Genomic DNA, 24,123 nt, shown 5'->3' with positions numbered 1-24,123 from the left:
GATGATGAAAAGAATATTAGTGACAGGAGCAGCCGGCTTCATCGGCTCTTTTCTGGTGAAGGCATTGGCAGAGCAAGGCAATGAAGTGGTGGGCATTGATAATCTGAACGATTATTATGATGTCAATCTGAAGTATGGCCGTCTGAAAGAGTTATGTGGCATCCAGCGGGAGAACATAGAGGAAGGCCGACTTACTGTCAGCACATTATATTCCAACTATCGTTTTGTGAAAGGCGATATCACAGACCGTGACTTGCTGGCTGCGCTGTTTGATGCGGAACACTTCGACATTGTATGTAATCTGGCGGCACAGGCGGGAGTGCGTTATTCCCTTGTCAATCCCTATGCATACGCAGAAAGCAACCTGATGGGGTTCCTTAATATTCTGGAAGCCTGTCGTCATCACCATATAGAGCATTTGGTCTATGCCAGCTCCAGCAGTGTGTATGGTATGAATGAGAAAGTGCCTTTCTGCGAAACTGATATGACCGATACTCCGGTCAGTCTGTATGCTGCCACTAAGAAGTCGAATGAACTGATGGCGCATGCTTACAGCAATCTTTATCATATTCCCGCCACCGGTCTTCGCTTCTTCACCGTCTACGGGCCGTGGGGTCGACCGGATATGGCGCCGTATCTCTTTATGAAATCAATTACGAAGGGAGAGCCCATCCGCGTGTTCAATCATGGAAAGATGCGCCGCGATTTCACCTACATCGATGACATTATTCAGGCAGTGGTACACATCATCGGAAGTAAGCCTTACGAGGCGGAAGTTCCCTTTAGGGTTTATAATATCGGACATTCCCGTCCGGTAGAGCTGATGGACTTTATACACTGCATAGAGCGTGCCACGGGCAAAGAGGCTGTTTGCCGGTACGAAGAGATGCAGCCGGGTGATGTGACTTGCACGTATGCAGATACCACCCGTCTGGAAGAAGATTTCCAATATGCTCCCAGTACGGAGATACAAGATGGGATACAACGGATGTATGAGTGGTTTGAATCTTATTTCAATAAGAACGGTGCCCATTCGGGAATTCCTTCTACATGTTGCTTGTAAAGAGAACCATCTATTGTGCGGAATAACAATAGAGGTGTTTGGTTTTCAACAGAATTATCATAAGCATGAGTTCTATCAACCAGTGGAAGAGTTTTTTCCATGTTTAATTAGTATATGCTTTCAATAATTTTTTTGACAGCTCATCCTACGCTTAAGCTCTAGTTCTGCACGACGAGAACTTTCATGCGCAGCTATTCCAACCGTTCCATCAGTACATGAAGTTGTTCATCTGTAGGTTCTTCCACCCCTAAAATAGCACCGATGAATGAATCTTGGCATATTTATGTATTCGTATGCATACGCAACATCACTGATGCACTGCATTGCCTGTTAAGCCTTCCTCTCCCTCCCATTAAGCTCCCGTTTGCTTTTCCCTAAGCCTTTTTCTGCCCCATGTTCTATCTCTCAACCGTTGAGAGATAGTAAGTGAAAGTACTTAGGGATATGGAACGGAGTGCTTAGGGATAGGAATCCCGGAGGATAACGCGGCGGAACGGGATGCAACAGGGCATGTCGGCGTTTATGGATACGTTTCTATATAAAAAATAATGGTAAATAATGGTTTAGTTGTTTTTTATTGATAACTTTGTTGCTGTTGGTATTCAAAGAGTAGATGATGAAAAAGGGGGCTTATGTGTAGAACTTCTTCGTATATCGTGGATGTTTGTAGTGACGTAAGTTGGATATATTTGTTTTGAATAGTAATTATTTAAATTCTTTAGTCATGCCAATACTCCAAGGTTAATAGTATGTTGCTATAAGGTTAATGGCTCGATAAAACAATAAAAGCATGAAAGTAAGTTTAGTTATTTCAACTTATAATTGGAAAGAAGCACTAGGTTTGTGTCTGTTAAGTGTAACGCGACAGACTGTAATACCCACAGAAGTTATAATAGCTGATGATGGTTCACGTTCGGATACCAAGTTGCTGATTGAAGAATTTAAGAATCATTTTCCTTGTCCCATCAAACATGTATGGCACGAAGATAATGGATGGCGTAAGTGCATTATCATGAATAAAGCATTTGCAGTTTGCGAAGGTGACTATATAATAGAGATTGATGGAGATATCATCATGCATTCGCATTTCATCGAAGACCATGTTACCGAAGCTACTCCGGGATGTTTTTTAGTTGGAAGCCGGGGCAAAATAAATGAGAAACTGTTGAAGCGGCTACTTCAACGGCAAGATTATCAGTTATCTATTTTCACTCAAGGCGTGTGCCGGAAACTGAATGTATTGCGCTTGCCGTGGCTTACGCCTCTATTCTTTTTTTACAAACAGAATCAGAAAGAGAGAGGATGTAATATCTCATTTTGGAAGCAGGACCTTTTAAATGTCAATGGCTATGATGAACGCTTCTTGGGGTATGGATATGAGGACATTGATCTTCCGGCACGTTTGCGTCGTTTAGGTATAAAAAAGCGTTTCATAAAATTCAAAGCTATAGAATACCATATCCATCATAAAGCTGCTTCCACCAAAAAAGACATGAGCGCCAATGAAAAGATATTCGAAGAAAACAACAGGAATGGAGTCATTAAGTGCCCTGAAGGAATCGATCAATATCTTTAATTGGCAACAGACGTGTAATACATTTTTAGGTGTATTACCGTCTGAATACTGCATATCTGACGGTAGCTATTGCATGTTTGATAAAGAGTTCAATCTTTCTACCCGGCTTACGTTTTCTCCAGCTACCGAAAATCCGGTGCTCGGCGAACGTATCGGGGGTAGTGGGATATTTGTGTCGCGGGATTACATAATGCGCCGGGTAAATAATGATATCATCGGGCAGATGTTGCTCCTTGTCTTCGGGCAGATAACCTCTTCTCTTGGCAACATCGTACATTGTGATGGGAGATATAATGGTATTATAAGTGCCGTCGGGATTTAAAAAGGGGTTTGAATTGTAATACTCAAAGACTTCCTTGCAGAATGCGTTTCCTTTCTCTCCCATGAAGAAAGCCGCTTGCAACTGTGTCATCTCATTTTCCTGAAAGGTGACAAAGCCATGCTCCGGTATAAGATGGTCGAAGCGTTTCAAGATAAAGATATCACTATCCATATAGATTCCCCCTTCATTGTATATAGCATAAAAACGTACGGCATCGGCGGCAAAAGCCCATTTTCTGGCCTCTAATGCTTCGTTTATAAAACGGCAACCTATGGCTTTGGCATCTTGATACGTCCAATGTTTTACCTGAAAATCAGGTAGTATGCGTTTCCATGTATCCAGGCAAACTTTTATTTCTACCGGGAAAGGGTCATTGCTGAACCAGCATAAATGGATAATTTTAGGTATCATGAGATATTGTTTTATTAGTTATTTCTTTAGGAACATATTAAAGACGCTCAATAGCTTCCTGTAAGGCTTTTCGTACAAAATAGCCTTGACTTAACCGTTCTCCTATCTTTGCCGTCCTTTTTTTCATTTCTGCATATTCCTCTTCACTTAATGTATTTAAAATCTTCTCCAGCTCTTCTAGAGAATCCACACATATTCCGATGCCGTTCTCGCGTACAAAATCTGCTAATGCAGCTTGTTTCCAAATGATGACAGGCAATTGGCACCGGATATACAGGGATGTTTTATGAGGATTGTTGTATTGCAGATATTCTCCAAAGTCTCCGGTGCAGGTAGAGACAGAAGTGCCGTCCCATACCAAGCCAAAATCTCCCTGGGCTGTGGCTATCAAATCATCAGACTTCACAAATCCCATATAGTTGAAATGTTCTTTCCCTTTTGCCTGATTTATTTCAAAGCCGTTGCCATACAAATTCAGGCTGAAAGAATGCACAAACGCTCCCACTTCGTAAAGAAATGCATTTTTACGGGGGCTCAACGCTCCGGCATATAATACGCTGTATGGTTTTTCTGTGTTTTGTTTGGGAGCAGCCGATGTCTCCGACAGATAATCGAAGATTCCCAAGACGCCAAGTTTAGCCTTGCATCCGTTATCCTCCAGCCATTTTTTCATCTTCTCGTTGTGTGCTATGATGTAGTCGGCATGGTTCAATCGGCTTATTTCTTGTTTTACCGTCAATGCTTTACGGCGGAAACTGCCTAGGTCATGAATAATCACAATGACTTTAGCTCCTCTTTGATGGGCCATGTTGCAGACAAAGGTGAAATATTTCTTTAACGGATATTGAAGCACCAGATAGTCTCCTCTGTGTAGGCAGAAAGGGGCTTTCAAGACTCCGGCTAAAGTGAAGAGGAATGAAAGCACCTTGTTTCTGTAAGTTGTCTGCTTAAGTCCTACATTTTTGAAAGACAGGTCTTTCATAATCTGTTCAATATCTGTCTTTGCCTTATTTCCGGCACTGGACAGTCCTTTGTAATTGCGTGACAGGTAGCAGTTCATCTATATTTATCCTTTCGTTTAATTCTCTGAAAGTTTATTTGAACAAAATTACAGAGATTTTTTGTATTTACGACGATTTCTTTAAAGAATATCAGTAAATACACAGAATTATTCTGCTGACAGTAATTCATGGTATAAATCTATGTATGCTTTTATATGTTTTTCGTAACTGAAAGAGTATGCATGTTCTTTCATTTGGTCAATTTTTTCTTTTTGTTCATAAAATAAGGGTAGGTTCTTCCGAATGCTTTTTGCCATTGCTTCCGGTTCCAACTTTTCCCAAATAAAAGCAAAACCGTTACTGATTTCCGGGAGACATGTGTAGTTTGATATAAATACAGCTTTCCCGAATTGCATGGCTTCGATGACCGGCAACCCGAATCCTTCACCTCTACTGGGGAATAAGAAGGCTTGGCAATTACGATACAGCCATATTTTTTCTGTTTGCTCTATCATACCTGTTACAAACACATTTCCGACTGCTTTCTCTTTGATTTGTGTTCTTATCTCGTCTGCATATTGGAAACTGTCTTTTCCACAGATATAGAGATCATATTCGGGTAAAAACTTCATAACATCTACCAACAAGTGGAAGTTCTTTTTGGTACGTATTTCTCCGATAGTGAAGAAAAAAGGACGACCTGTTGCAAATTTCGGTTGTTTGCCTTCTTGTTGATCTATTCTTTCTACTCCATTATAGATAACACGGATTTCTTTTCCATTTAAGTTAGTGTATTTTTTTTATTTCATCTGCAACATAATGAGAAATAGTTGTTATGATAGTTGCTTTATCTATCTTCTGTTGTATTCTTTGAAGAAATTCTTGTCTCTTCTGTCCTTCTTGTTCAAATAAGAAGTTTAAATCATGTATGGTAAATATAAATTTTGGACTCTGTCGATATAATTTATTATATTGGTTTACAGAATGCCATATATCTACTTTGGGAAGAGTGAATGGAAACCATTTCCTGATTTTTCTGTTTCTTACCAGTACGGATGTTACATTTTTGCTATGGATTTTTGGGTAACAGTTGGGCAGCAAATAAAAAAAATGCAGCCCTTCTATTGGTAAGTTTGCAAATCGTTTTGAGTAATTAATAGCTATTTGTCCGAATCCGCAATTAGGATGCTTTAAGTCGGATAGATCGATTAAAATATTCTTCCTTTTTGCTTTGTTCATAAGTTAAAGTTTTAGTTCCTTGTTTGTTTTCTCCATAATGTAAGTGCTGCATTGACCGTATCGTCCATGTCAGCGTATGCGTATTGCGCCAACCGTCCGCCGAACAGAACGTTAGGGAGTTGTTGGGCCAGCTCTTTATACTTCTGATATATTTCAGTGTTTCGTTTGTCATTGACGGGATAATAAGGCTCTTTGCCCGGTTGGAAATCGTCAGGATACTCATAAGTGATGACAGTGACGGGCTGTGTGCCGTATTCAAAATGCTTATGTTCGATGATGCGTGTGTAGGGAACTTCGCGTTCGGTATAATTCACCACTGCATTGCCTTGGAAGTCTTCCGTGTCCAACAGTTGATGGTCGAAACGCAGGCTTCTGTACTCCAGACGGCCGCAACAGAAATCAAAATACTCGTCGATACATCCGGTGAAGAGCACTTTGTCTGCCAATGCATTTAACTCTTCGCGATGCTCGAAGTAGTTTGTGCCCGGGCGCACGTCAATACCTTCCAGCAGGGCATCAATCAATACATTGTATCCGCCTTTGGGGATGCCCTGATAAGCATCGTTGAAATAATTATTATCATATACAAAGCGGAAAGGAATACGTCTGATGATGAATGCAGGTAATTCGGTGGCCGCCCTGCCCCATTGTTTCTCTGTATACCCTTTTATCAGACAGCGGTAAATGTCTTTTCCGCACAGTTTCAAAGCCTGTTCTTCCAGATTGGCAGGCTCGGTGATATGGGCAAACTCCCGGCGTTGCTCTTCTATCTTCTCCTTCGCTTCTGCCGGGGTTTTTACTCCCCATAGCTGATAGAAAGTATTCATATTGAAAGGAAGATTGTATAATTTATCTCCGAAACGAGCCAAAGGAGAATTGGTGTATCGGTTGAACTTCACAAAGCTGTTCACATAATCCCATACTTCTTTATTGTCTGTGTGGAAAATGTGCGCGCCGTATTTGTGTACATGTATGCCTTCCACGTCTTCGCAGTATAAGTTGCCTCCGCGTTGGCCGCGCTTGTCAATGACAAGGCAACGCTTGCCGGCACATCGGGCTTCGTGTGCGAATACGGCTCCGAACAATCCGGCGCCTACTATTAAATAATCATACTCCTTCATTGTCACTTCTTTTCTTTTTCTTCTTGTTGTCTTCTTATCCACTCTTCTTTGGTACGTTTCCAGCGTTTGTGGCTCCATAACCAATATTGAGGCACTGCGCTTATCATACGTTCCAAGTTATGAATATACATATCTGTCAGTTGGAAATCGGGCACAGCTTTGGCGTTATCGGTCAGTTGTTTGAACTCGCAATGGTAATATCCTCTCTTTATCCGTTTCACATCGGCATAATAAATCAAGGCATCTACCTGTTTACCTATTTTCTCCGTTCCGATGAATACCGGAGTTTCACGATGGAAGAAGTCTGTCCAATGGTGGATGCTGTTCCACTTCGGAGCTTGGTCGGAGATAAAGCCGATGATTGTTTTCTGCTTGGCGCGTTTCAATTCGATGATTCGGCGGAGCGTCTCCTTCATCGAGATGCATTCGCCGCCGAACTGGTTGCGCAGGCGAAGGAAGAGCCGGTCGAAGGCTTTGTTGTATAGCGGGTGGTATATTTGTCCGCACAGTATATCTTCCGGTACCCAATAGGGCAGAGAGGCAATCCATTCCCAGTTACAATAATGTCCCAAATAAATAAAGCAGAAGTTCTTATTCTCTTCTTCCAGTTTCTTTACTATCTCGTCTATTCCTCCGAAAGTCATCCTTCGCTTTAATTGTTTTTTCGAGATAGAAAACAACTTGATTGTCTCTATCATATAATCGCAAAAGAAGTGATAAAATTGCTTCTCGATACGGATAAGTTCTTTTTCATTCTTATCGGGGAAAGAGCCGGTGAGGTTTTGCCGAACCACCTTACGTCGATAGCGAATACAGTAATAGAGCGGATAGTAGAGTACATCGGAAAAAATATATAAGAAGCGTAATGGTAAAAGCGAAAGCAAGTACCAAAAGAAAAATACAATATAATATACTACCTTCATTGTCTGTTACTTTTTTATTCCGATTAATGCCTGAAGCCTGCGTTTTCTTCGTCGTTTCTGTTCAAACTGGAGAAGGAATTGAAATACTTCCAAAGCACATTCTCTTGGAGGCCATCCTCTTAAATTGGCATATTGCATTACCACATATCGCAGGAGTGCTTTGCTGTGTGTGAGACGCTTCAAGTTCTCCAGACACTCTTTTCGGGTGAGAGCACATTTAAACTTGGAACGGTTGGTATCAATTAAAGTGAAATGATAATGACCGTCATTGTCTGTGCAATAAAGTATGTTGGTCAGGTTTAAGTCGCCATGTAATACTCCTTTTTCGTGCAGTTGCACCATGAACGCAGCCAACTCGTTTGCGGCATGTTTGTCGAACCGGCGTTGCCACAGCACTTTGGACAGGGGAGGGAAGTCGCATTGGGTAGAGATAAAATAGCCGTCCAGAAACAATCCTCCTCTTTTCTTTTCAATATAAGCCACTTCGTGCGGGGTGTCAAATCCTCTCTTGCGCAGCATGCCGGCAAAAAGGTAAGCCCGTTCCGTTTTGCTTTTCTTGAAAAAAGTGTAAACAATCCGTTGAATGATATTAGGTTGCTTATATTTTTTTACTACCAACCATTCGTTCTTCACCCGATAACGTCTGACTTCGTTTCTACCTTCATACAGCAGCTCTCCTTCTTGTGCGAAATGTTGGGGTAGCTGCTTGATAAAATCGGCAGTTTGCATAAAATCGGGATGAATTACAATTTTCATAGAGTATGGTTTATTCTTTTTTTAAACGATAACCTGTTCAATACGGTGCACTACCATTTCGGGAGTGATTCCTTGCAGACATGCATAGTCCTTGCGCCAACAGGGTTTATTCCCGAAAATGGAACAGGGGCGGCATGGTAAATCCACCTGTACGGCGTTGTCGGGCAATTGTTTCCATCCCATGAATCCGGCGTATGGATGTGTGGCACCCCAAATGGAGACCACCGGAATGTTTACCAATGATGCCAGATGCATATTGGCAGAGTCCATAGACAACATAACGTCCAGATGGCTCATAAGTGCCAGTTCCGAGTTCAGTGTCAGTTTACCTGCCGTGGATATAACGTTGGGATATTGACGTTCCCATTTTGCCAGTACTTCAATCTCTTTGGCTCCTCCTCCGAACAGCAGGATTTTCGTATTCTTGCGTTCAGACAGCAAGCTGATTACCTGCTCTTGCTTGGATAAGGGATAAATCTTGCCTACATGGGCGGCAAACGGAGCAATGCCAATCCATTTGTCCGTGCCTTTGTCACCCGTCAGCGGCTGCATGCACGAGATATTTCCCTTGCCCTTGCCGAAAAGCGATTGGAAATTTAATTTTACCGGATAACCTATATTCCGGAATACCTCGGCATATCGTTGGAATGACGACTTTTGCCATTCCATCACTTTGTTTCTGGCACGTACCAATTTCCTTTTTCCACTGCGTCCCTTGTCCAGATGCGCTACCTTCACGCCGGCCAGTCTGAATCTTATTCGCAGATATTTACTGCGCAATACATCATGGAAATCTGCTACGGCGTCGAAATGCTCTTTCTTCAGATCCTTGTATATCCATTCCAATCCCATGATTCCTGCATGCTCTCCCTTTAAATCCACTCCATGGAAAGTGATATTGGGAGGTAATCCGTCAAACAAAGGTGCAAGCGTATTGCGGCTCAACACTGTAATTTGGTGTTGAGGATACTGAACGGCAAACGAATAAATCACCGGAATGGTCATCGCCACATCGCCGATTGCAGAAAAACGGATTACCAGAATCTTAGCCATGAGGAGATAATTTATTTCTTTCCGTACAAAACGGGATTCAATGCCGGATCGTTATACATCTTCATCTGCTTATATACTTTCATATATTTGCGTCCCGCTTCGATATCGGCTATCAATTGGTCAATGGCAGATGAGAGATCTTTTTGCTGTTCAAGCAGGATGTTCAGTTTCTTTTCACATTGTGCGTGATGCTCGGGAGACACGTCGGTGCGTTCCACTTCCTGACGCATGTGATAGATTTTCAGTGCAAGGATAGAAAGCCGGTCGATGGCCCATGCAGGACTTTCGGTGTTAATCGTTGCATCGGGCTGTATTTTTACATCTTTATATTTGTCAAGGAAATAGCTGTCAATCAGTTCCACCAAATCAGTACGGTCTTGATTGGACTTGTCGATACGGCGTTTCAGTGCCAATGCTTCCACCGGGTCAATCTGCGGGTCGCGAATAATGTCTTCAAAGTGCCATTGTACTGTGTCAATCCAGTTTTTCAGATAAAGATAATACTCGATGCTTTTCACTTCGTATGGATTGTTGATGGGAGTATCAACATTATCTGTCTTGTGATAGTCATTGATAGACTGCACAAAAATGGGCTTGCATAGTTCTGTAAAACTCATACCTTGTTCGTTTTAAAATTATTGGAAAGACAAATCTATGCAAACTTTTCTAATCAACCAATTATTATTCGGTAAAAGTGCCTACCTTTGCCCTAATCCTAGTTTTTTTAGAAGATGAAAGTAATTGTAGACAATAAAATCCCCTATATTAAAGAAGCTGTAGGGCAGATAGCCGATGAGGTGGTATATTTGCCGGGTGCTGCTTTTACCCCTCGGGACGTGAAAGATGCCGATGCTTTAATTATCCGTACACGTACCTGTTGTAACCGCGAATTGCTGGAGGGCAGTTCTGTGAAATTTATTGCGACGGCAACGATTGGTTTTGACCATATCGATGTGGATTATTGCCGTGAGGCGGGTATCGCATGGAGCAATTGTCCCGGATGCAATGCCGGCGGAGTGGAGCAATATGTGCACGCTGCACTTCTGCTGCTCAAGCGCCTGCGCGGAATGAAACCAGAAGATACGTGTATGGGCATTGTGGGAGTAGGCCATGTAGGTAGCCGCATCCGGCGAATGGCTGAGGCTTTGGGAATGAATGTGTTGCTGAACGACCCTCCCCGTGAGGACAACGGTGAGCAGGGTTTCACCGATTTGCAGACTTTGATGCGCAAATGTGATATTATCACTTTCCATACTCCTTTATATCGCACGGGGATGTATAAGACTTTCCATTTGGCGGATGCTTCGTTTTTTGCCTCTTTGCAACGCCGCCCTGTGATAATAAATACTTGTCGCGGAGAGGTCATTGACACTCCGGCACTGTTGAGTGCCTTGAAAACAGGGCAGATAAGCGATGCGATAATCGATACTTGGGAGCATGAGCCCGATATAGACCGTGAGTTGTTGCAAGCCGTCTTTTTGGGGACGCCTCACATAGCCGGTTATTCTGCCGACGGGAAGGCGAATGCCACCCGCATGGCTTTGGAAGCTGTTTGTCGCTTTTTCCATATAGATGCTTCATTCAAGATTGTTCCTCCAGACATGCCGCCTATGACTTTGTCGGCTGATAAAGAGGAAGCTTTCTTACAGGTTTATAATCCGCAGCGGGATAGTGATTGGCTGAAGCAACGGCCGGAAGAGTTTGAACAGTTCAGAGGGAATTATCCGGTGAGAAGAGAGCTTTTATGACTATAAAGGCTTGAATGTGAGAAGGAATTGTTTATCTTTGTGTGTTATCTGTTAAAACAATGAGTTATGGGCAACAAGTTATATCCTATTCTACATATTGACTTGATTCAGAATCGACCAATCCTATTCCGGTGATTTATCAAAGCGGATATTTGACTATTAAAGGGTATGACGAGCGTTTTGGCATTTACCGTTTAGGTTTTCCAAACCGTGAGGTAGAAGTTGGTGATTATGATTCTTTTTTCCGTCGTTTGCAGAGTTTCTTTGCAGATACTCCATACGAGATGGTGCGTGAATTGGAACTTCATTATCAGAATGTTCTTTTTATTGTCTTCAAGCTGGTAGGCTTTTATGTAAAAGTGGAATATCACACCGTGAGGGGGCGTGTGGATTTAGTGTTACAGACAGACCGTTTTATTTATGTAATGGAGTTTAAACTGGATGGAACGGCAGAAGAAGCATTGCGACAGATTAATGAAAAGCGTTATGCACAACCTTTTGAACTTGACGGCCGTAAACTGTTTAAAGTAGGAGTTAACTTCAGTGCGGAGACGAGGAATATAGAGAAGTGGATAGTGGAAGAGTAAAAAATCCCCGACTTATCACAAGCCGGGGATTTTAGTTTTTAAAGTTTTTCTATTATATAAGGGGCTCTCTTTGCAGAGAGCGCTCTTATTTTTTTTGTGTGATTAACGTTTGTTTACAGTCATCGGCAATTTGATAACTACGTCATGTCCGTACATATCTTTCGCTGTGATAGTCAATGTAGACTGAACAGGAGCTGTCGGATTAGTAGTAGAAGATTCTGCAACAGCGTTAAATTTAACGATGTGACCATCTGCTATTTCTACATCGAAATATTCTTCTTCACCGTTAGCGTCAGATGTCAGGGTAGCATCTTCAATCACTAAACTAGATTTATAAGTATCATTCAAGAATGCACTGTAACGACCATCCCATGTACTTACACCATAGATGTAAGTATCTGCTTTCAGATCTGCATCTGTACCATAAGTCAATTCTGTATAATACGGTAATTTATCCACTTTTAGTTCTTCTGCAGTTGCCCAATGCCAGCTGTAAGTATTGTTATAGATACAGTTGTAGATAGTTTGGAATTCGGCAGCAGCTCTGGTTACATCTACGTATTCTGCACCTTCTTTTACAGAAGAAATCTTACCGTAATTATAAACTACCGTAGTGACATGTTTATCGTTGTTATTGATATAGTCTTTATTTACAACCAATTTTTCGTCACCTTTGACTGTGATTGCAGCAGGTTTGTTGTTTTTATCAACAGTGGAAGTTGCGAATGAAATATTGTACTGAGCAGGAGTTCCCTTACCGAAGTTGAATATTTCTGACATTTCCATAGTACCTTCTGTAGCTTGGCTTGCAGCCCAAGTATCAGGTATCATGTAGCAGTTGTAGATGCCTTCAGCTACCTGAGCAGTCTTGATAGAGAAGCCTTCAGGAATACCGGTTGGCAAAACTTTAGTCATAGACAGGTTCATTGTAGCCAATACATGACCGCTTTCATTCTTGATGGTCAATGTTCCGTTATAGGCCTTATTATCTTCATAACTAGTCCAGTCAGGAAGAGCAGGCATAGTATAAACTTTAGCTACTTTGCTGAAGTCTACATCAGATAGATTGTTGGCTGATAATGTATTGTATATCACCTGATTGTCCTTGTCAACAAAATAAGCATGGAATACAGGAGTAGTCTCATCAATCTTATCAGTTGTCCACTCAGCAGTTGTAGGTGCAGTCAGCTTAGTTAAAGAAACTGTAATTTCTTCAGATTTAGTGGTGGTAACTGCATCAGGACTTAATGCGGTAATCTTAGTGTCTACAGCGTTCCAATCAGCCGATTTGTCACCCAAGTTCACATAGAATGCTTTACCGTCCGGGTCAACCAAAGTACCATCGTAGTTAACAGCGAATACACGGAAACCGATGATATCGTTGATAGCTGATTTGCTGTCAATAGTAATTTCTGTAGAAGTTCCTTCAACTACGGTATTCAAACCTGTATAAGTATAGCTGTTCCATGCGTTCAATTCTGACGGAGCTGATTCAACAGCATTTTGTTTATCCAATACAACATAGATAGCTCTGATATTTGTAGGAGCAACTACTTCATCGTTAGAAGAAGACAGAGCAATTTTTAAAGCTTGTCCTTGTACTGCAGGATATACTTCTTCAGCAGAACGATTATCATCATTTATTGTGTTATCAGCTGTTGGTTTGACAGCTGCTTTGTCTTTCCATTCTAATTCCTTGTAATCAATAGTAGCTGTTTGTTCTTTCAAACTCAAACTAGTATTACTAAAACGGTTGTTGATTTCAGCTACATTCTTAGTATCAACAAAATAGTTCAATTTATTAGCTCCTTCAAATTCTTTCCAACCTAAAGTCAGATCATAAGAAGAAGTTACATATCTTGTTTCTGAAGTGCTTAAAGTATTGTTTACTTGTGCGGCGAACAAGATTTTTTTACCCTCATTGCTGGTAGCTGCATCGAAAGCTTTTCCGTCACCGTAGTTCTTTAGTTGAACAGTTACGTTCCACAAACCGCTTTCGTTGGCAGCGCGGCTCAACAGTACCTCAGACTTTTCAACTTTTACTACTTCCAAGATTCCGTCCAAATTTTCACCCTGGCTGTTTACCAAAGAAATCATGTCCGGTGTCAGAACAGCGTTGGTAGGAGAAACACGAACCAAGAATTGTCCCGGAGTTTGAACTTCAGCATCTTTTGTAAAGGTAATCTTGTTGCTAATGCCTTCGCTGAATACATTTTCTTGTTCGATAGCTGTACTCAGCATGATAGGAGCAAAACCACTTTCCTGATCAATAGCATAAGATTTAACTAATTCTACGCTGGTTACCAAATCTGCAATTTTGCCAACAAGACCTTCTACTTCGCCGATTAACTCTTCCATCTCGCCACGGAATTTATCGATGTCTTCGTTTACAGCATCTTTCAGTTCTTTTTTCAATGCTTCAACATCGATAGTAGCTTTTTCCAATGCTTCGATACGTTTTGTCAGGTCAGCGATTTCATCAGCGTTTCCACCTGCTTCTGCTTTTTTTAAAGCTTCTTCGGCTGTTGCTTTAGCAGCGTCAATGGCAGCTTGCATCTGAGCTAATTTGGCTTCCATATCTTCTTTGGTTGCCAGCTTGTCAATTTGTCCCTGCAAGTTATCGATGTCATCATCGTAGTCTTTACAAGACACAAATGTTCCTGTTGACGAAACCATTAAGGCTCCGAACAGGATTGCACTTAAAAACTTTTTGTTCATAATAAAAACTTTAAATTTATAAATTTAAAAACTAAAATTGGTTATACATAATCTATTGGTTATGAGAGATGTACTCTCTCTTCTCATGCAAAAGATAACGTTTGGGAGATACGCCTGCCAACTTACTGAATGAGGCATAAAAGGCACTTCGCGACAGGAATCCGCAACGTTGAGGCAATTCCTCCAGCGGACACTTGCCCGAGCGAAGCAGTTCCTTGGCATATTCCACCCGATATGTGTTCACCAAATCTTTCAAGTGGCAACCGAAATAGCGGTTTATCACGTTGGATAGATAAGTTTGGTTCGTTTCAATCATCTCGCTCAATTTTTTTAAAGAGAGCTTTGGGTCGAGGAATACCTGGCGCACTTCCAAATAGTACAATACATATTTATATATCTCACAATCGACTCTTCTTACTTTTTCTACTCCCTGATTTGCGAATTTTTGCTCCCAATAAAGATGAGCTGTTTTGAAAAGCAGATTTTTCTGCCTTTCGGAAGTAAAGGTGCGCTTGTCGCGGTGTAGAAACAGATAGTCCATTGTATTCTATTTTTATCACCTCATTACAAGAGAAATACGCATATTTTCACCCTTTTCTAAAGAGTTAAAATCGGTAGATCTCTTAGTAAGAGATACACAGTGCTATGTTAATAAGATGAAAACCAATAGATTAAGTCTCATTAAAAAAGCCCTATAATTCATGACTAAAGATATTTTTGCATTTGTCTTATGAATTTTCTTCTCAAAAAGTTTTAATTATCAAAACTTTGTGTAAATTTGCAGCGAAAAGTGTATCTCTTACTAAGAGATCTACCGATTTCTTCTTTTCTCATGAAAATATATATTTCACATTATCAGGTTATTACTACCCGTTTGATACGTATTTATTCCCTATCTCGTGAGTATTAAAAAGTGCAAAACAATTTTTTCAAGAGCACTCGGGCATTTTTTGAAAAGACTTAATTGTTTTTGAGAAGGATTTAAAGCTTTTTCAAAGAGTGATAGCTCATCTCGAAAAGCATATTGCGATTGCTTAACCTCGGTCTTGGTTAACGGAGATTTTACTTTCATTAATTAAAGAAAAGGCGGAAACATTGTCTTCGTTTTATATCCAACTTGAGAATCTTAACAGATGTCAACGTATCGTAATGAAAAGACCTTGAGGTTTTAAAAAAAGACCAAAGAGTTTCTGAGAAAGACTTAAGTGTTTTAGAAAAAGACCTTGGTCTTTTTTCTAAGACGTTTCGACCTATTTATTTCACTTGTTCCTCGTATTTTTGTATCTTACTTATTTCCTTTCACGCTAACGTTTTGTGTAGCAACAGGTTGACTTCATGATATGTGTGAAACCTACTTTCAACTAATCTTGTTGAGGCTGTTTTTAACCGAGGCAATATAGGAAAGATTATAAGTCTGAATCAGCCGATATGCAATGCCAGCAATACCGTCAGTGGCAAATAATCTTTTAGGTCTTCTCTCAATAATTTCAGAGCCTGCTGAATGCGGTAGTCTATTGTCTTGGGGGATACATTATAAGTAACGGCGATATCTTTATAGCTCATGCCTTTAAAGCGATGCATAATGAATGCCGTTTGATAGGATTCGGGTAATGCGGCTATTGCCTTTTCAATTCTTTTGGTCAGTTCTTTTATTTGATAGTAATTCACATCTTCCGGCATTTCCTGATTCTTGGTATAGAAAACTGCTTCTGCCCGGTTGATGATTTCTTTCTTGGCTATCAGATTCAATGCCCGGTGGTAGGTCATTTTAAAAAGATATTGGCTAAGGGAAGATTCGATTATTAGCTCCGAATGTTTTTCCCATATCCAAAGCATGATTTCCTGAACAATTTCTTCCGCATCTTCCAGCTCAACAAAGCGGCGGGCATAAGCGCATAACATCGGATAATACTTCCTGAACAGACTGTCGAATGCTTGTTGTTCCCCCTTTCGGAGGGAACTCAATAGAGCCATATCTTCCATATTTCTGTCTGTTTTCATCTTGATTATTCCTCGTTAACTCGTCTGCAAAGATAAGTTTTTCATTTATGCTTTTAATACTAAAACATCTTTTTTCAAAAAAATACCATTTTTTGTTTAGGAATCTTTCTTCGGGGTTTGTCTTAATAATAAATGAGCTCTCAAAAATGACAGATACAGATAATACATATAACAACATAGAGGAGCTGTTGCCTCGTTTCTGTGAAGGAATGACAACAGCGGCAGAAAGTCGGTTGGTGGAAGAATGGATAGAACAAGATGAATCTCATCGTAAAATAATGAATCAGATTCATGCGCTTTATCTGGCCACCGATACATTGCATGTGATGAAAAGTGTAGATACGGAAAAGGCATTAAGGAAGGTAAAAGGTAGGATGAACAAAAAAAGAATCTCTTGGTGGGAATGGACACAACGAATAGCTGCGATGTTGTCCATCCCGCTATTGATTGCTGTTTTGTGGATGTATCAGGATAAGGATGAGCAGCAGGAGGTGGCTCAAATGGTTGAAATAAAGACAAATCCGGGAATGACTACCTCGGTTGTATTGCCCGATAACACTGTTGTTTATTTGAATTCTGAGTCTTCATTGCGTTATCCTTCCCGCTTTGTGGGCGAAAGCCGTGAGGTGGAATTGATTGGTGAGGCTTATTTTGATGTGACGAAGGATGAGGAAAGACGTTTTGTGGTTTCTACTGCACATCAGTCACAAATAGAAGTATACGGAACCGGTTTTAATGTGGAAGCTTATGCTGCCGATGGTCGGATATCGACTACACTGGTGGAAGGCAGTGTCGGCTTTTTCTTTAAAGATAAAGCAGGAGAAGCTAAAATGATAAAGTTGAAACCTTATCATAAGCTGGTGTATACTCCGGAATCGGGTGAGACGAAAATGTTTGCTACTTCTTGCGAATCGGAGATTGCTTGGAAAGATGGTAAAATAGTATTTAAAAATACCTCTATGGAGGATATTCTCCATATGTTAGGCAAACGTTATAATGTAGACTTTGTTGTGAAGAGTAATCGTATTAAGGAGTATTCGTTTACAGGAACATTCTCTACACAGCGTTTGGAACGTATCTTGGAATATTTTAAAATCTCGTCCAAAATAAATTGGCGTTATTTGGACAGTGATGAAATTTCCGATAAGAAACAGCGGATAGAGATATATTAAATAAAACCTTATTAACCTTTTAGAAAATATTATGAAACAGAAAAGAGCGCCTTAAAACAAAAAACATGCGGAAGATATTGGCGTATCTACCGCATGGAAAAATGAAAACTTTTTAAAGCTTGTTTGGCGACAAGCTAAGATAACATTTTTATTAACCTCAGTCTTTACAAAATTATGCAAAATCCTTTTAGCATCCAAGTATTCTGGATGATAAAGTCGTTATGGCTATCATTTAACAAAATCCCTTTGTTTATGAGACTATGTGTTCTATTTCTTGCCTGCTCATTGAGCTTGACTCATGCAGCAGAAACGTATGCGCAAAAAACAAAAATCAGCATTGATGCTAGTAATCAAACAGTTGAAACAGTATTGAATCAGATTAAGGCAAAAACCGGTTTTGATTTCTTTTTCAATAATAAACATGTAGACTTGAATCGTCGTGTGTCTGTTTCGGCTAATCAAGGAAATGTGTTTGAAGTTCTGGAGAAGGTATTTGCCGGAACGAATGTTACTTATTCTGTTTTAGATAAAAAAATAATTCTTTCTACAGAAGGAACTAAAGCTGTTAAACAGGCTTCTACAGTGGTAAGTGGTACGGTACTGGATGCGACCGGTGAACCTATTATCGGTGCCAGTGTAGTAGAAAAAGGTACAACAAACGGTACTGTTACCGATATGGATGGTAAATTTACTTTGACTGTAAGTTCGGCTAAAGCGGAATTGGAAGTTTCTTATATTGGTTATAAGACACAGACTTTGAAATCTCAGGCCGGCAAGCCATTGTCTGTTACTATGAGTGAAGATACGGAAATGTTGGATGAAGTTATTGTTGTCGGTTATGGTACAATGAAGAAAAAAGACTTAACCGGTGCTGTTGCATCTGTGAAGATGGACGATGCTCCTGTGGGTACGGTATCTACTATCAGTCACGCTTTGGCAGGTAAGGCAGCCGGTTTGCAAGTAAATATGGTAAGTGCACAGCCGGGTAGTGGTTCTAACTTCCGCATCCGTGGTGCTGCTTCTGTCAATGCCGGTAACGATCCGTTGGTGATTATCGATGGTTTTCCGGTAAATCCGACTTCGGACGATGCTATTAAAACGGGTAAATATGATGCGGGTAGTTCGGATAATATTTTGGCTTCTATCAACCCGAATGATATTGAGTCTATCGAGGTCTTGAAGGATGCCAGCTCTACAGCTATTTATGGTGCACGTGCCGGTAATGGTGTAATCATCATCACTACTAAAAAGGGTAAAACAGGTGCTCCGAAAGTGACTTATTCCGGTACGGCTACTGTTCAGACACTGGCAAGTGATTATGATATGTTGGGTGCTCAAGACTTTATGATACAATCCAATCGCTATGCCAAGGAAGAATGGATGAGAGCGAACGGTATCGGTGTATATGGTGGAAAAACCGAAGGTGAGGCTTCTACTGCTTATAAGCCTTATTATACAGATGCTCAAATCAATGCTCCTGCCCATAATACAGATTGGTTTGACGAAATTACCCGTACAGGTTTTCAGACTCAACATAATATATCTGTTACAGGCGGTACTGAATCAACCAAATATCTGGTTTCAGGAAACTTCTTCAAGCAGAACGGTGTAGTGAAGAATAATGATATGGAACGCTATACGGGTCGTATTAATTTGGAACAGAAGGTTAGTAAGTATGTTAATTTAGGTGTTAACATGACTTTGTCCAGAAATCAAACCAATAACGTGCCTTTAGGTTCGGGACAGAATGAGAATGCAAGTATTATGGTGGCTGCTGCACAGTTTAATCCGCTGTTACCGATCAAAGATGAAAACGGGGATTACACATTGAACTCTCAGGCTGCTTTCTTGCCTAATCCGGTATCATTGCTGGAAATCACAGACAAAACAATGAAAGAGAGATTGCTTGCTACTGCGTTTGTTGAAGTGAAGCCTATTCAGGATTTGACTTTGAAGGCTAATTTCGGTATTGACCGTAACTACCAGAAGCGTAGTGTTTATATGCCCAAGACTACTTTGTATGGTCAGAAGAAAGGCGGACAAGCCGATATTGCTCAATATGACAAATCGGATTATTTGATGGAACTTACTGCTAATTATACCAAGAGATTGGGAGATCATAATTTCAGTGTTTTGGCAGGTTATTCATTCCAACGTTTTACAGATGAGTCATTGTATGCCGGCAACAGCCAGTTCTTGATTGACGGTTTCTTATATAATAATTTGGGAGCCGGAGCTTATCCGAAACCTTCTGTGGGCTCTTCGGCCTCAAAAGATGAAATGGCATCTTTCTTTGGTCGTGTAAATTATTCATATAAAGATCGTTATTTGCTGACTGCTACGTTGCGTGCCGATGGAGCTTCCAACTTTGCAGAAAATAATCGTTGGGGGTATTTCCCGTCGGTAGCTTTGGGCTGGAGATTTACCGAAGAAGAGTTTATGAAACCGATGACTTCTGTTCTTTCTAATGGTAAATTACGTGTCAGTTTCGGTCAGACCGGTAACTCTAATATCGGTAACCGTGCTATCAGTTACTATCAGACCGGTAATAACAATGAATTCGGTGGCACAGAGTCTATTGGCGTGTATTTGAGTCAGATGGGTAATCCTGATTTGAAGTGGGAAACTACTACAGAATGGAATGTTGGTCTTGATTTGGGATTCTTCAATAACCGCTTGAACGTAACTGCTGAATATTTCCGTAAGGTAGTTTCCGATTTGCTGGCTGAACGTAGTTTGCTCACTTTTAATGAGGCAGATAAAATTGCCGCCAATATAGGTAAAACCCAAAGTCAGGGATTTGAATTGACAATAAACACTACTAACTTTAACTCAAAGAATTTTAGTTGGAATACAGACTTTACTTTCTCATTCTATCGTGATAAATGGAATACTCGTGATGCAAGCTGGAAGCCTGCTGCTTATTCACAGTATAATGCTCCTATCCGTTATATGTACGGATATCTTTCAGACGGTTTGATTCAGCCCGGAGAAACAGTAGACTATATGCCGGGTTCACTGCCGGGACAGGTAAAGATTAAAGATATTAATGGTTATGTATATAATGAGGATGGTTCTGTTCAGGTAGATAAACACGGTATTCCTTTGAAGTCCGGTAAACCTGATGGTAAATTGGATGATGCCGACAAAGTAATATACGGAAGTTCGGACCCGGGTTATTTGATGGGATTGAATAACACTATCCGTTATAAGAACTTTGATTTTAATATTTATTTCTATGGACAATTCAATGTCTTGAATGCCGGTTCTTATAAAGACCTTTGGTTGACAGGTGCTGACGGTATGACAGGTATTGTAAATATGTATCGTGGCTACAATATGCCTACCAGTGCAGCGGAAGTATGGACACATGATAATCAGTCTGCTTCTCGTCCCGGTTATTTCCAGAACAAGAGTACTTGGGGAATTGGTGACTATTATCTGCAAAAAAGCTGGTTTGTACGTTGCCGTAATATAACTGTGGGTTATACTATCCCGGTTAAAAAGGCATTGTCGAGCATTCGTGTTTATGCAGATATCAATAATCCGTTTACTATTACTCCGTATGACGGTCTCGACCTTGAGACAGATAATTCTGTTTGGGCATATCCTAACGTACGAAGCTTTAGCTTAGGATTGGATATTACATTTTAATAACCTATAAAAGATAAGATTGAAATGAAAAAGATATTATCAATATTTTCCGTAGTATTGGCTGCGACTGCATTTTGTCCTTCTTGCACTAATCTGGAGTCTGAAATGTATAATGTGATTAATCCCGGTATATTTCCTAAAAATGAAGAAGATGCGAAGGCTTTGGTGACTTCTGCCGCTTATGCTCCTTTCCGTTCGAATTGGTATAGCGGATTGTATGCTTCTTCGCAGGGAGGTATTCATGTCATCAGTGATATGAGTACTGATATCGGTGATTGTCAGTGGGATGATGCAGTTTGGCCGGATATGATTCAGATGAATTTTACAGCCAATTCCGGTGGGCTGACTACTACTTACAGTACTTATATCCGCGATATAAGTAAAATGACTTTGACTATGGAGCGTATTGTCAATGTTCCCATGAATGAGGAAGTGAAAGCACGTTTGGATGCAGAATTGCATTGTGGACGTGGATGGTTGGCTTATATCCTTTATGATATGTATGGTCCTATTCAGATTGCTTCTTTGGATTTGTTGAATAATCCATTGTCTGATGAAGTAGCTCCTCGTGTATCGCGGGAGGAAATGGTGAAATTCATTGAAGATGATTTGAAGGCTGCCATTGCTGTTCTTCCGGCAACTTATAAAGTATCGGATACGAATTATGGCCGCTTTACCAAAGGGTTGGCCTATACTGTATTGATGAAACTTTATATGCATGAACAGAATTGGGCAAAAGCTGTAGAATGTGGTTGTGAATTGATGAAGCCGGAATATGGTTATAGGTTGATGGATAACTATAAGGATATTTTTACATTGGAGAATGAAGGCAATGCTGAAACAATTTGGGCATGTGTTTGCAGTCGCAGTGTGAATCAGCAGATGTGGCTGGCTCATGTTATTTCCAGCGAGTACCCGACTAAAAATCCAAATATCCAGAAATGGGGCGGCTATCGTGTTCTTTGGGATTTTTATCATACTTTCGATTCGGCTGACAAGCGTTTGGAAGTATTGGTAGGCGACTTTGTTGCAGAAGACGGAACTCACTATAATGAAGAAAATCCCGGTTCTGTATTGATAAAAGGCGCAATGCCTGTTAAGTATGGTGAAGATCCTGATGCTACCGGCGAAGAAAGTCAGGTTGACTGGATTGTATACCGTTATGCCGATGTGCTTACTTTGTTGGCTGAGGCGATTGTTCGCGAAGGTAATACTGTGACTCCGGAAGCTGTAGAACTGCTGAATATGGTACATACACGTGCCGGACTTCCTGCTTACACTATGGCTGACTTTGCCGGAGCTGATGCCTTCCTTGAAGCGGTGCTGACAGAGCGCGGACATGAATTATGGTTTGAAGGTGTTCGCCGTTCGGATTTGATTCGTTATGGAAGATATATTGAGTATGCTCGCAAATACAAACAGTCGCCCACAGCACAGGATTATATGACCCTGATGCCGCTGCCGCAAAGTGTAATAGACGAGAGTAAAGGTAAGATTATCCAAAATCCCGGATACTGATAATTAAGATAAAGAGGCTGCTGGGAAAATAAATCCGGCAGCCTTTTTTAGAACTATATCTTTTATTTATACCTTTGACTCTCTAATCTAATATCTCATTATTATGAAACAGCGTTTGTTGGCTTTGGATGTGCTTCGCGGACTGACGATAGGAGGCATGATACTGGTGAACAGTCCCGGAACATGGAGTTATGTTTATCCCCCTTTATTACATTCTTCCTGGAATGGTTTGACGATGGCGGACGTCATTTATCCTTTGTTTATGTTTATGATGGGAATGTCCATGTATATTTCTCTGAAGAAATTCTCCTTTACTTTGGATAAGGCGTTATTTCTGAAAATTATTCGTCGTACTTTTCTTATTTTTATTATCGGTACATTTATTTATGGTACCGCTACTTTTCTGGGCACATTGCGTGAGGCGTCTCTGCAACCCGATTTTGTTGGCAGTCCTTGGAAGGCGGCTTTTGCATCGCTGGCTCATGTACGCATATTGGGTGTGTTGCAACGCCTTGCATTGTGTTATGGAATAGGCTCATTGCTGGTCATTACGGTCCGCCATCGTTATATCCCTTATCTGGTGGCAGTCATTTTGATTGTATATTATGGAATCTTGTTGGTCGGCAATGGATTTGTATACGGCCCGGAGAATATTCTTTCTCATGTGGATAAGTCTGTACTGGGGTTATCACACATGTATAATGACCGGGGAATAGACCCGGAGGGAGTGTTGAGTACGATTCCTTCTATTGCCCAAGTTCTGATAGGTTTCTGGTTTGGAAAGATTTGCATGGAGACCCCCGATATGAAAGATAAGTTGAACCGTTTGTTCCTTTATGGAGCTATGGGGCTGATAGCGGGCTTTCTGCTACAGGATGTATGTCCTCTGAACAAAAAGGTGTGGTCGCCTACATTTGTGTTGGTTACTTGCGGTTTTTCTGCTCTTCTTTTGTCTATTCTGCTGTGGTATATCGATGTGACGAAGAAATATCAGAAGACTTGGATTTTTGCCATATTTGGTGTAAATCCGTTGTTTTGCTATGTACTTAGTGAGATATTATATATATTAGCTGACAGTTTACCACTGCAAGAACAGAATATGCACGACATTATATATGCCGGTTTATCCGGTTGGTTGGGTGATAATGCCTTTACTTCATTTGTCTATGCTTTTCTTTTTGTGGGAGTTGTATGGTTGGTCGGAGCATATTTATATAAAAAGAAGATTTATATAAAGATCTGATGGAATTAATAAAGCAT

17 protein-coding genes and 2 pseudogenes are annotated in these 24,123 nt (G+C 40.7%); 8 read left to right on the top strand and 11 right to left on the bottom strand.

The genetic code is table 11. The annotated features are described in order from the left end of the window. Position 1: 1 nt before the first annotated feature. Both HMPREF1534_RS01470 and HMPREF1534_RS01475 read left to right on the top strand, forming a co-directional pair. Entirely contained in the window at positions 2-1,063 is a 1,062-nt protein-coding gene (locus HMPREF1534_RS01470) for an NAD-dependent epimerase/dehydratase family protein (RefSeq protein ID WP_018451822.1), read from the top strand. A 790-nt stretch (positions 1,064-1,853) separates the two neighbouring features. After that, positions 1,854-2,639 (top strand): glycosyltransferase family 2 protein, encoded by a 786-nt coding sequence (locus tag HMPREF1534_RS01475; protein WP_005944838.1) that lies wholly within the window; start codon positions 1,854-1,856, stop codon positions 2,637-2,639. 34 nt (positions 2,640-2,673) lie between these two features. On the opposite strand, the gene HMPREF1534_RS01480 is transcribed toward HMPREF1534_RS01475, so the two are convergent. The 8 genes and pseudogenes from HMPREF1534_RS01480 to HMPREF1534_RS01510 form a co-directional block, all read right to left on the bottom strand. Continuing rightward, a complete protein-coding gene (locus HMPREF1534_RS01480) occupies positions 2,674-3,372 on the bottom strand; it encodes a glycosyltransferase family 32 protein (RefSeq protein ID WP_005944835.1) in 699 nt (232 codons plus the stop codon). 37 nt (positions 3,373-3,409) lie between these two features. Further along, the gene (locus tag HMPREF1534_RS01485; protein WP_005944832.1) at positions 3,410-4,432 is read right to left on the bottom strand and encodes a hypothetical protein; all 1,023 of its coding nucleotides are present in this window, start codon (positions 4,430-4,432) and stop codon (positions 3,410-3,412) included. 108 nt (positions 4,433-4,540) lie between these two features. Continuing rightward, positions 4,541-5,612 (bottom strand): annotated as a pseudogene (locus tag HMPREF1534_RS21310) (glycosyltransferase family 4 protein). Between the two features lie 11 nt (positions 5,613-5,623). Beyond that, positions 5,624-6,733 carry a UDP-galactopyranose mutase gene (gene glf, locus HMPREF1534_RS01490; RefSeq protein ID WP_005944826.1) on the bottom strand — a complete coding sequence of 370 codons (1,110 nt, stop codon included), beginning with the start codon at positions 6,731-6,733 and terminating at the stop codon, positions 5,624-5,626. A 2-nt stretch (positions 6,734-6,735) separates the two neighbouring features. Beyond that, on the bottom strand, positions 6,736-7,656 hold the full coding sequence (locus HMPREF1534_RS01495) for a lysophospholipid acyltransferase family protein (RefSeq protein WP_005944823.1): 921 nt from the start codon (positions 7,654-7,656) through the stop codon (positions 6,736-6,738). A gap of 6 nt (positions 7,657-7,662) precedes the next feature. Next, on the bottom strand, positions 7,663-8,412 hold the full coding sequence (locus tag HMPREF1534_RS01500; RefSeq protein ID WP_005944820.1) for a lipopolysaccharide kinase InaA family protein: 750 nt from the start codon (positions 8,410-8,412) through the stop codon (positions 7,663-7,665). 21 nt (positions 8,413-8,433) lie between these two features. After that, positions 8,434-9,465 (bottom strand): glycosyltransferase family 9 protein, encoded by a 1,032-nt coding sequence (locus tag HMPREF1534_RS01505; RefSeq protein ID WP_005944818.1) that lies wholly within the window; start codon positions 9,463-9,465, stop codon positions 8,434-8,436. An 11-nt stretch (positions 9,466-9,476) separates the two neighbouring features. Further along, on the bottom strand, positions 9,477-10,082 hold the full coding sequence (locus HMPREF1534_RS01510; protein ID WP_005944816.1) for a DUF4254 domain-containing protein: 606 nt from the start codon (positions 10,080-10,082) through the stop codon (positions 9,477-9,479). A 114-nt stretch (positions 10,083-10,196) separates the two neighbouring features. Here HMPREF1534_RS01510 and pdxB point away from each other — a divergent pair, with 114 nt between their 5' ends. Both pdxB and HMPREF1534_RS01520 read left to right on the top strand, forming a co-directional pair. Beyond that, a complete protein-coding gene (pdxB, locus tag HMPREF1534_RS01515) occupies positions 10,197-11,213 on the top strand; it encodes a 4-phosphoerythronate dehydrogenase PdxB (protein ID WP_005944813.1) in 1,017 nt (338 codons plus the stop codon). Positions 11,214-11,314: 101 nt separating this feature from the next. Then, a pseudogene (locus tag HMPREF1534_RS01520) lies at positions 11,315-11,800 on the top strand (PD-(D/E)XK nuclease domain-containing protein); the annotation flags it as partial. Between the two features lie 102 nt (positions 11,801-11,902). Here the strand turns inward: HMPREF1534_RS01520 and HMPREF1534_RS01525 are convergent. The 3 genes from HMPREF1534_RS01525 to HMPREF1534_RS01535 form a co-directional block, all read right to left on the bottom strand. After that, positions 11,903-14,518, bottom strand: a complete 2,616-nt coding sequence (locus HMPREF1534_RS01525) for a hypothetical protein (protein ID WP_005944807.1) — start codon at positions 14,516-14,518, stop codon at positions 11,903-11,905. Between the two features lie 52 nt (positions 14,519-14,570). Continuing rightward, positions 14,571-15,059: a helix-turn-helix domain-containing protein gene (locus HMPREF1534_RS01530; protein ID WP_005944804.1), complete on the bottom strand. Its 489-nt coding sequence runs from the start codon at positions 15,057-15,059 to the stop codon at positions 14,571-14,573. 878 nt (positions 15,060-15,937) lie between these two features. After that, positions 15,938-16,519 carry an RNA polymerase sigma-70 factor gene (locus tag HMPREF1534_RS01535; RefSeq protein ID WP_005944801.1) on the bottom strand — a complete coding sequence of 194 codons (582 nt, stop codon included), beginning with the start codon at positions 16,517-16,519 and terminating at the stop codon, positions 15,938-15,940. A gap of 146 nt (positions 16,520-16,665) precedes the next feature. On the opposite strand from HMPREF1534_RS01535, the gene HMPREF1534_RS01540 reads away from it, so the two are divergent. The 4 genes from HMPREF1534_RS01540 to HMPREF1534_RS01555 all read left to right on the top strand — a co-directional run bounded on the left by HMPREF1534_RS01540 (position 16,666) and on the right by HMPREF1534_RS01555 (position 24,106). Continuing rightward, positions 16,666-17,691 carry a FecR family protein gene (locus HMPREF1534_RS01540; RefSeq protein ID WP_005944798.1) on the top strand — a complete coding sequence of 342 codons (1,026 nt, stop codon included), beginning with the start codon at positions 16,666-16,668 and terminating at the stop codon, positions 17,689-17,691. A gap of 252 nt (positions 17,692-17,943) precedes the next feature. Continuing rightward, positions 17,944-21,345: a TonB-dependent receptor gene (locus HMPREF1534_RS01545; protein WP_005944795.1), complete on the top strand. Its 3,402-nt coding sequence runs from the start codon at positions 17,944-17,946 to the stop codon at positions 21,343-21,345. Between the two features lie 24 nt (positions 21,346-21,369). Further along, complete coding sequence (locus HMPREF1534_RS01550; protein ID WP_005944792.1) at positions 21,370-22,863, top strand: RagB/SusD family nutrient uptake outer membrane protein; 1,494 nt, start codon at positions 21,370-21,372, stop codon at positions 22,861-22,863. 103 nt (positions 22,864-22,966) lie between these two features. Continuing rightward, positions 22,967-24,106, top strand: a complete 1,140-nt coding sequence (locus HMPREF1534_RS01555; protein WP_005944789.1) for an acyltransferase family protein — start codon at positions 22,967-22,969, stop codon at positions 24,104-24,106. The last annotated feature ends 17 nt before the right edge of the window (positions 24,107-24,123 follow it).

Source organism: Phocaeicola massiliensis B84634 = Timone 84634 = DSM 17679 = JCM 13223, from assembly GCF_000382445.1.
Lineage (GTDB): Bacteria > Bacteroidota > Bacteroidia > Bacteroidales > Bacteroidaceae > Phocaeicola > Phocaeicola massiliensis.
The sequence above is the reverse complement of the archived record's forward strand: the minus strand, read 5'-3'. Positions and strand labels throughout refer to the sequence as shown.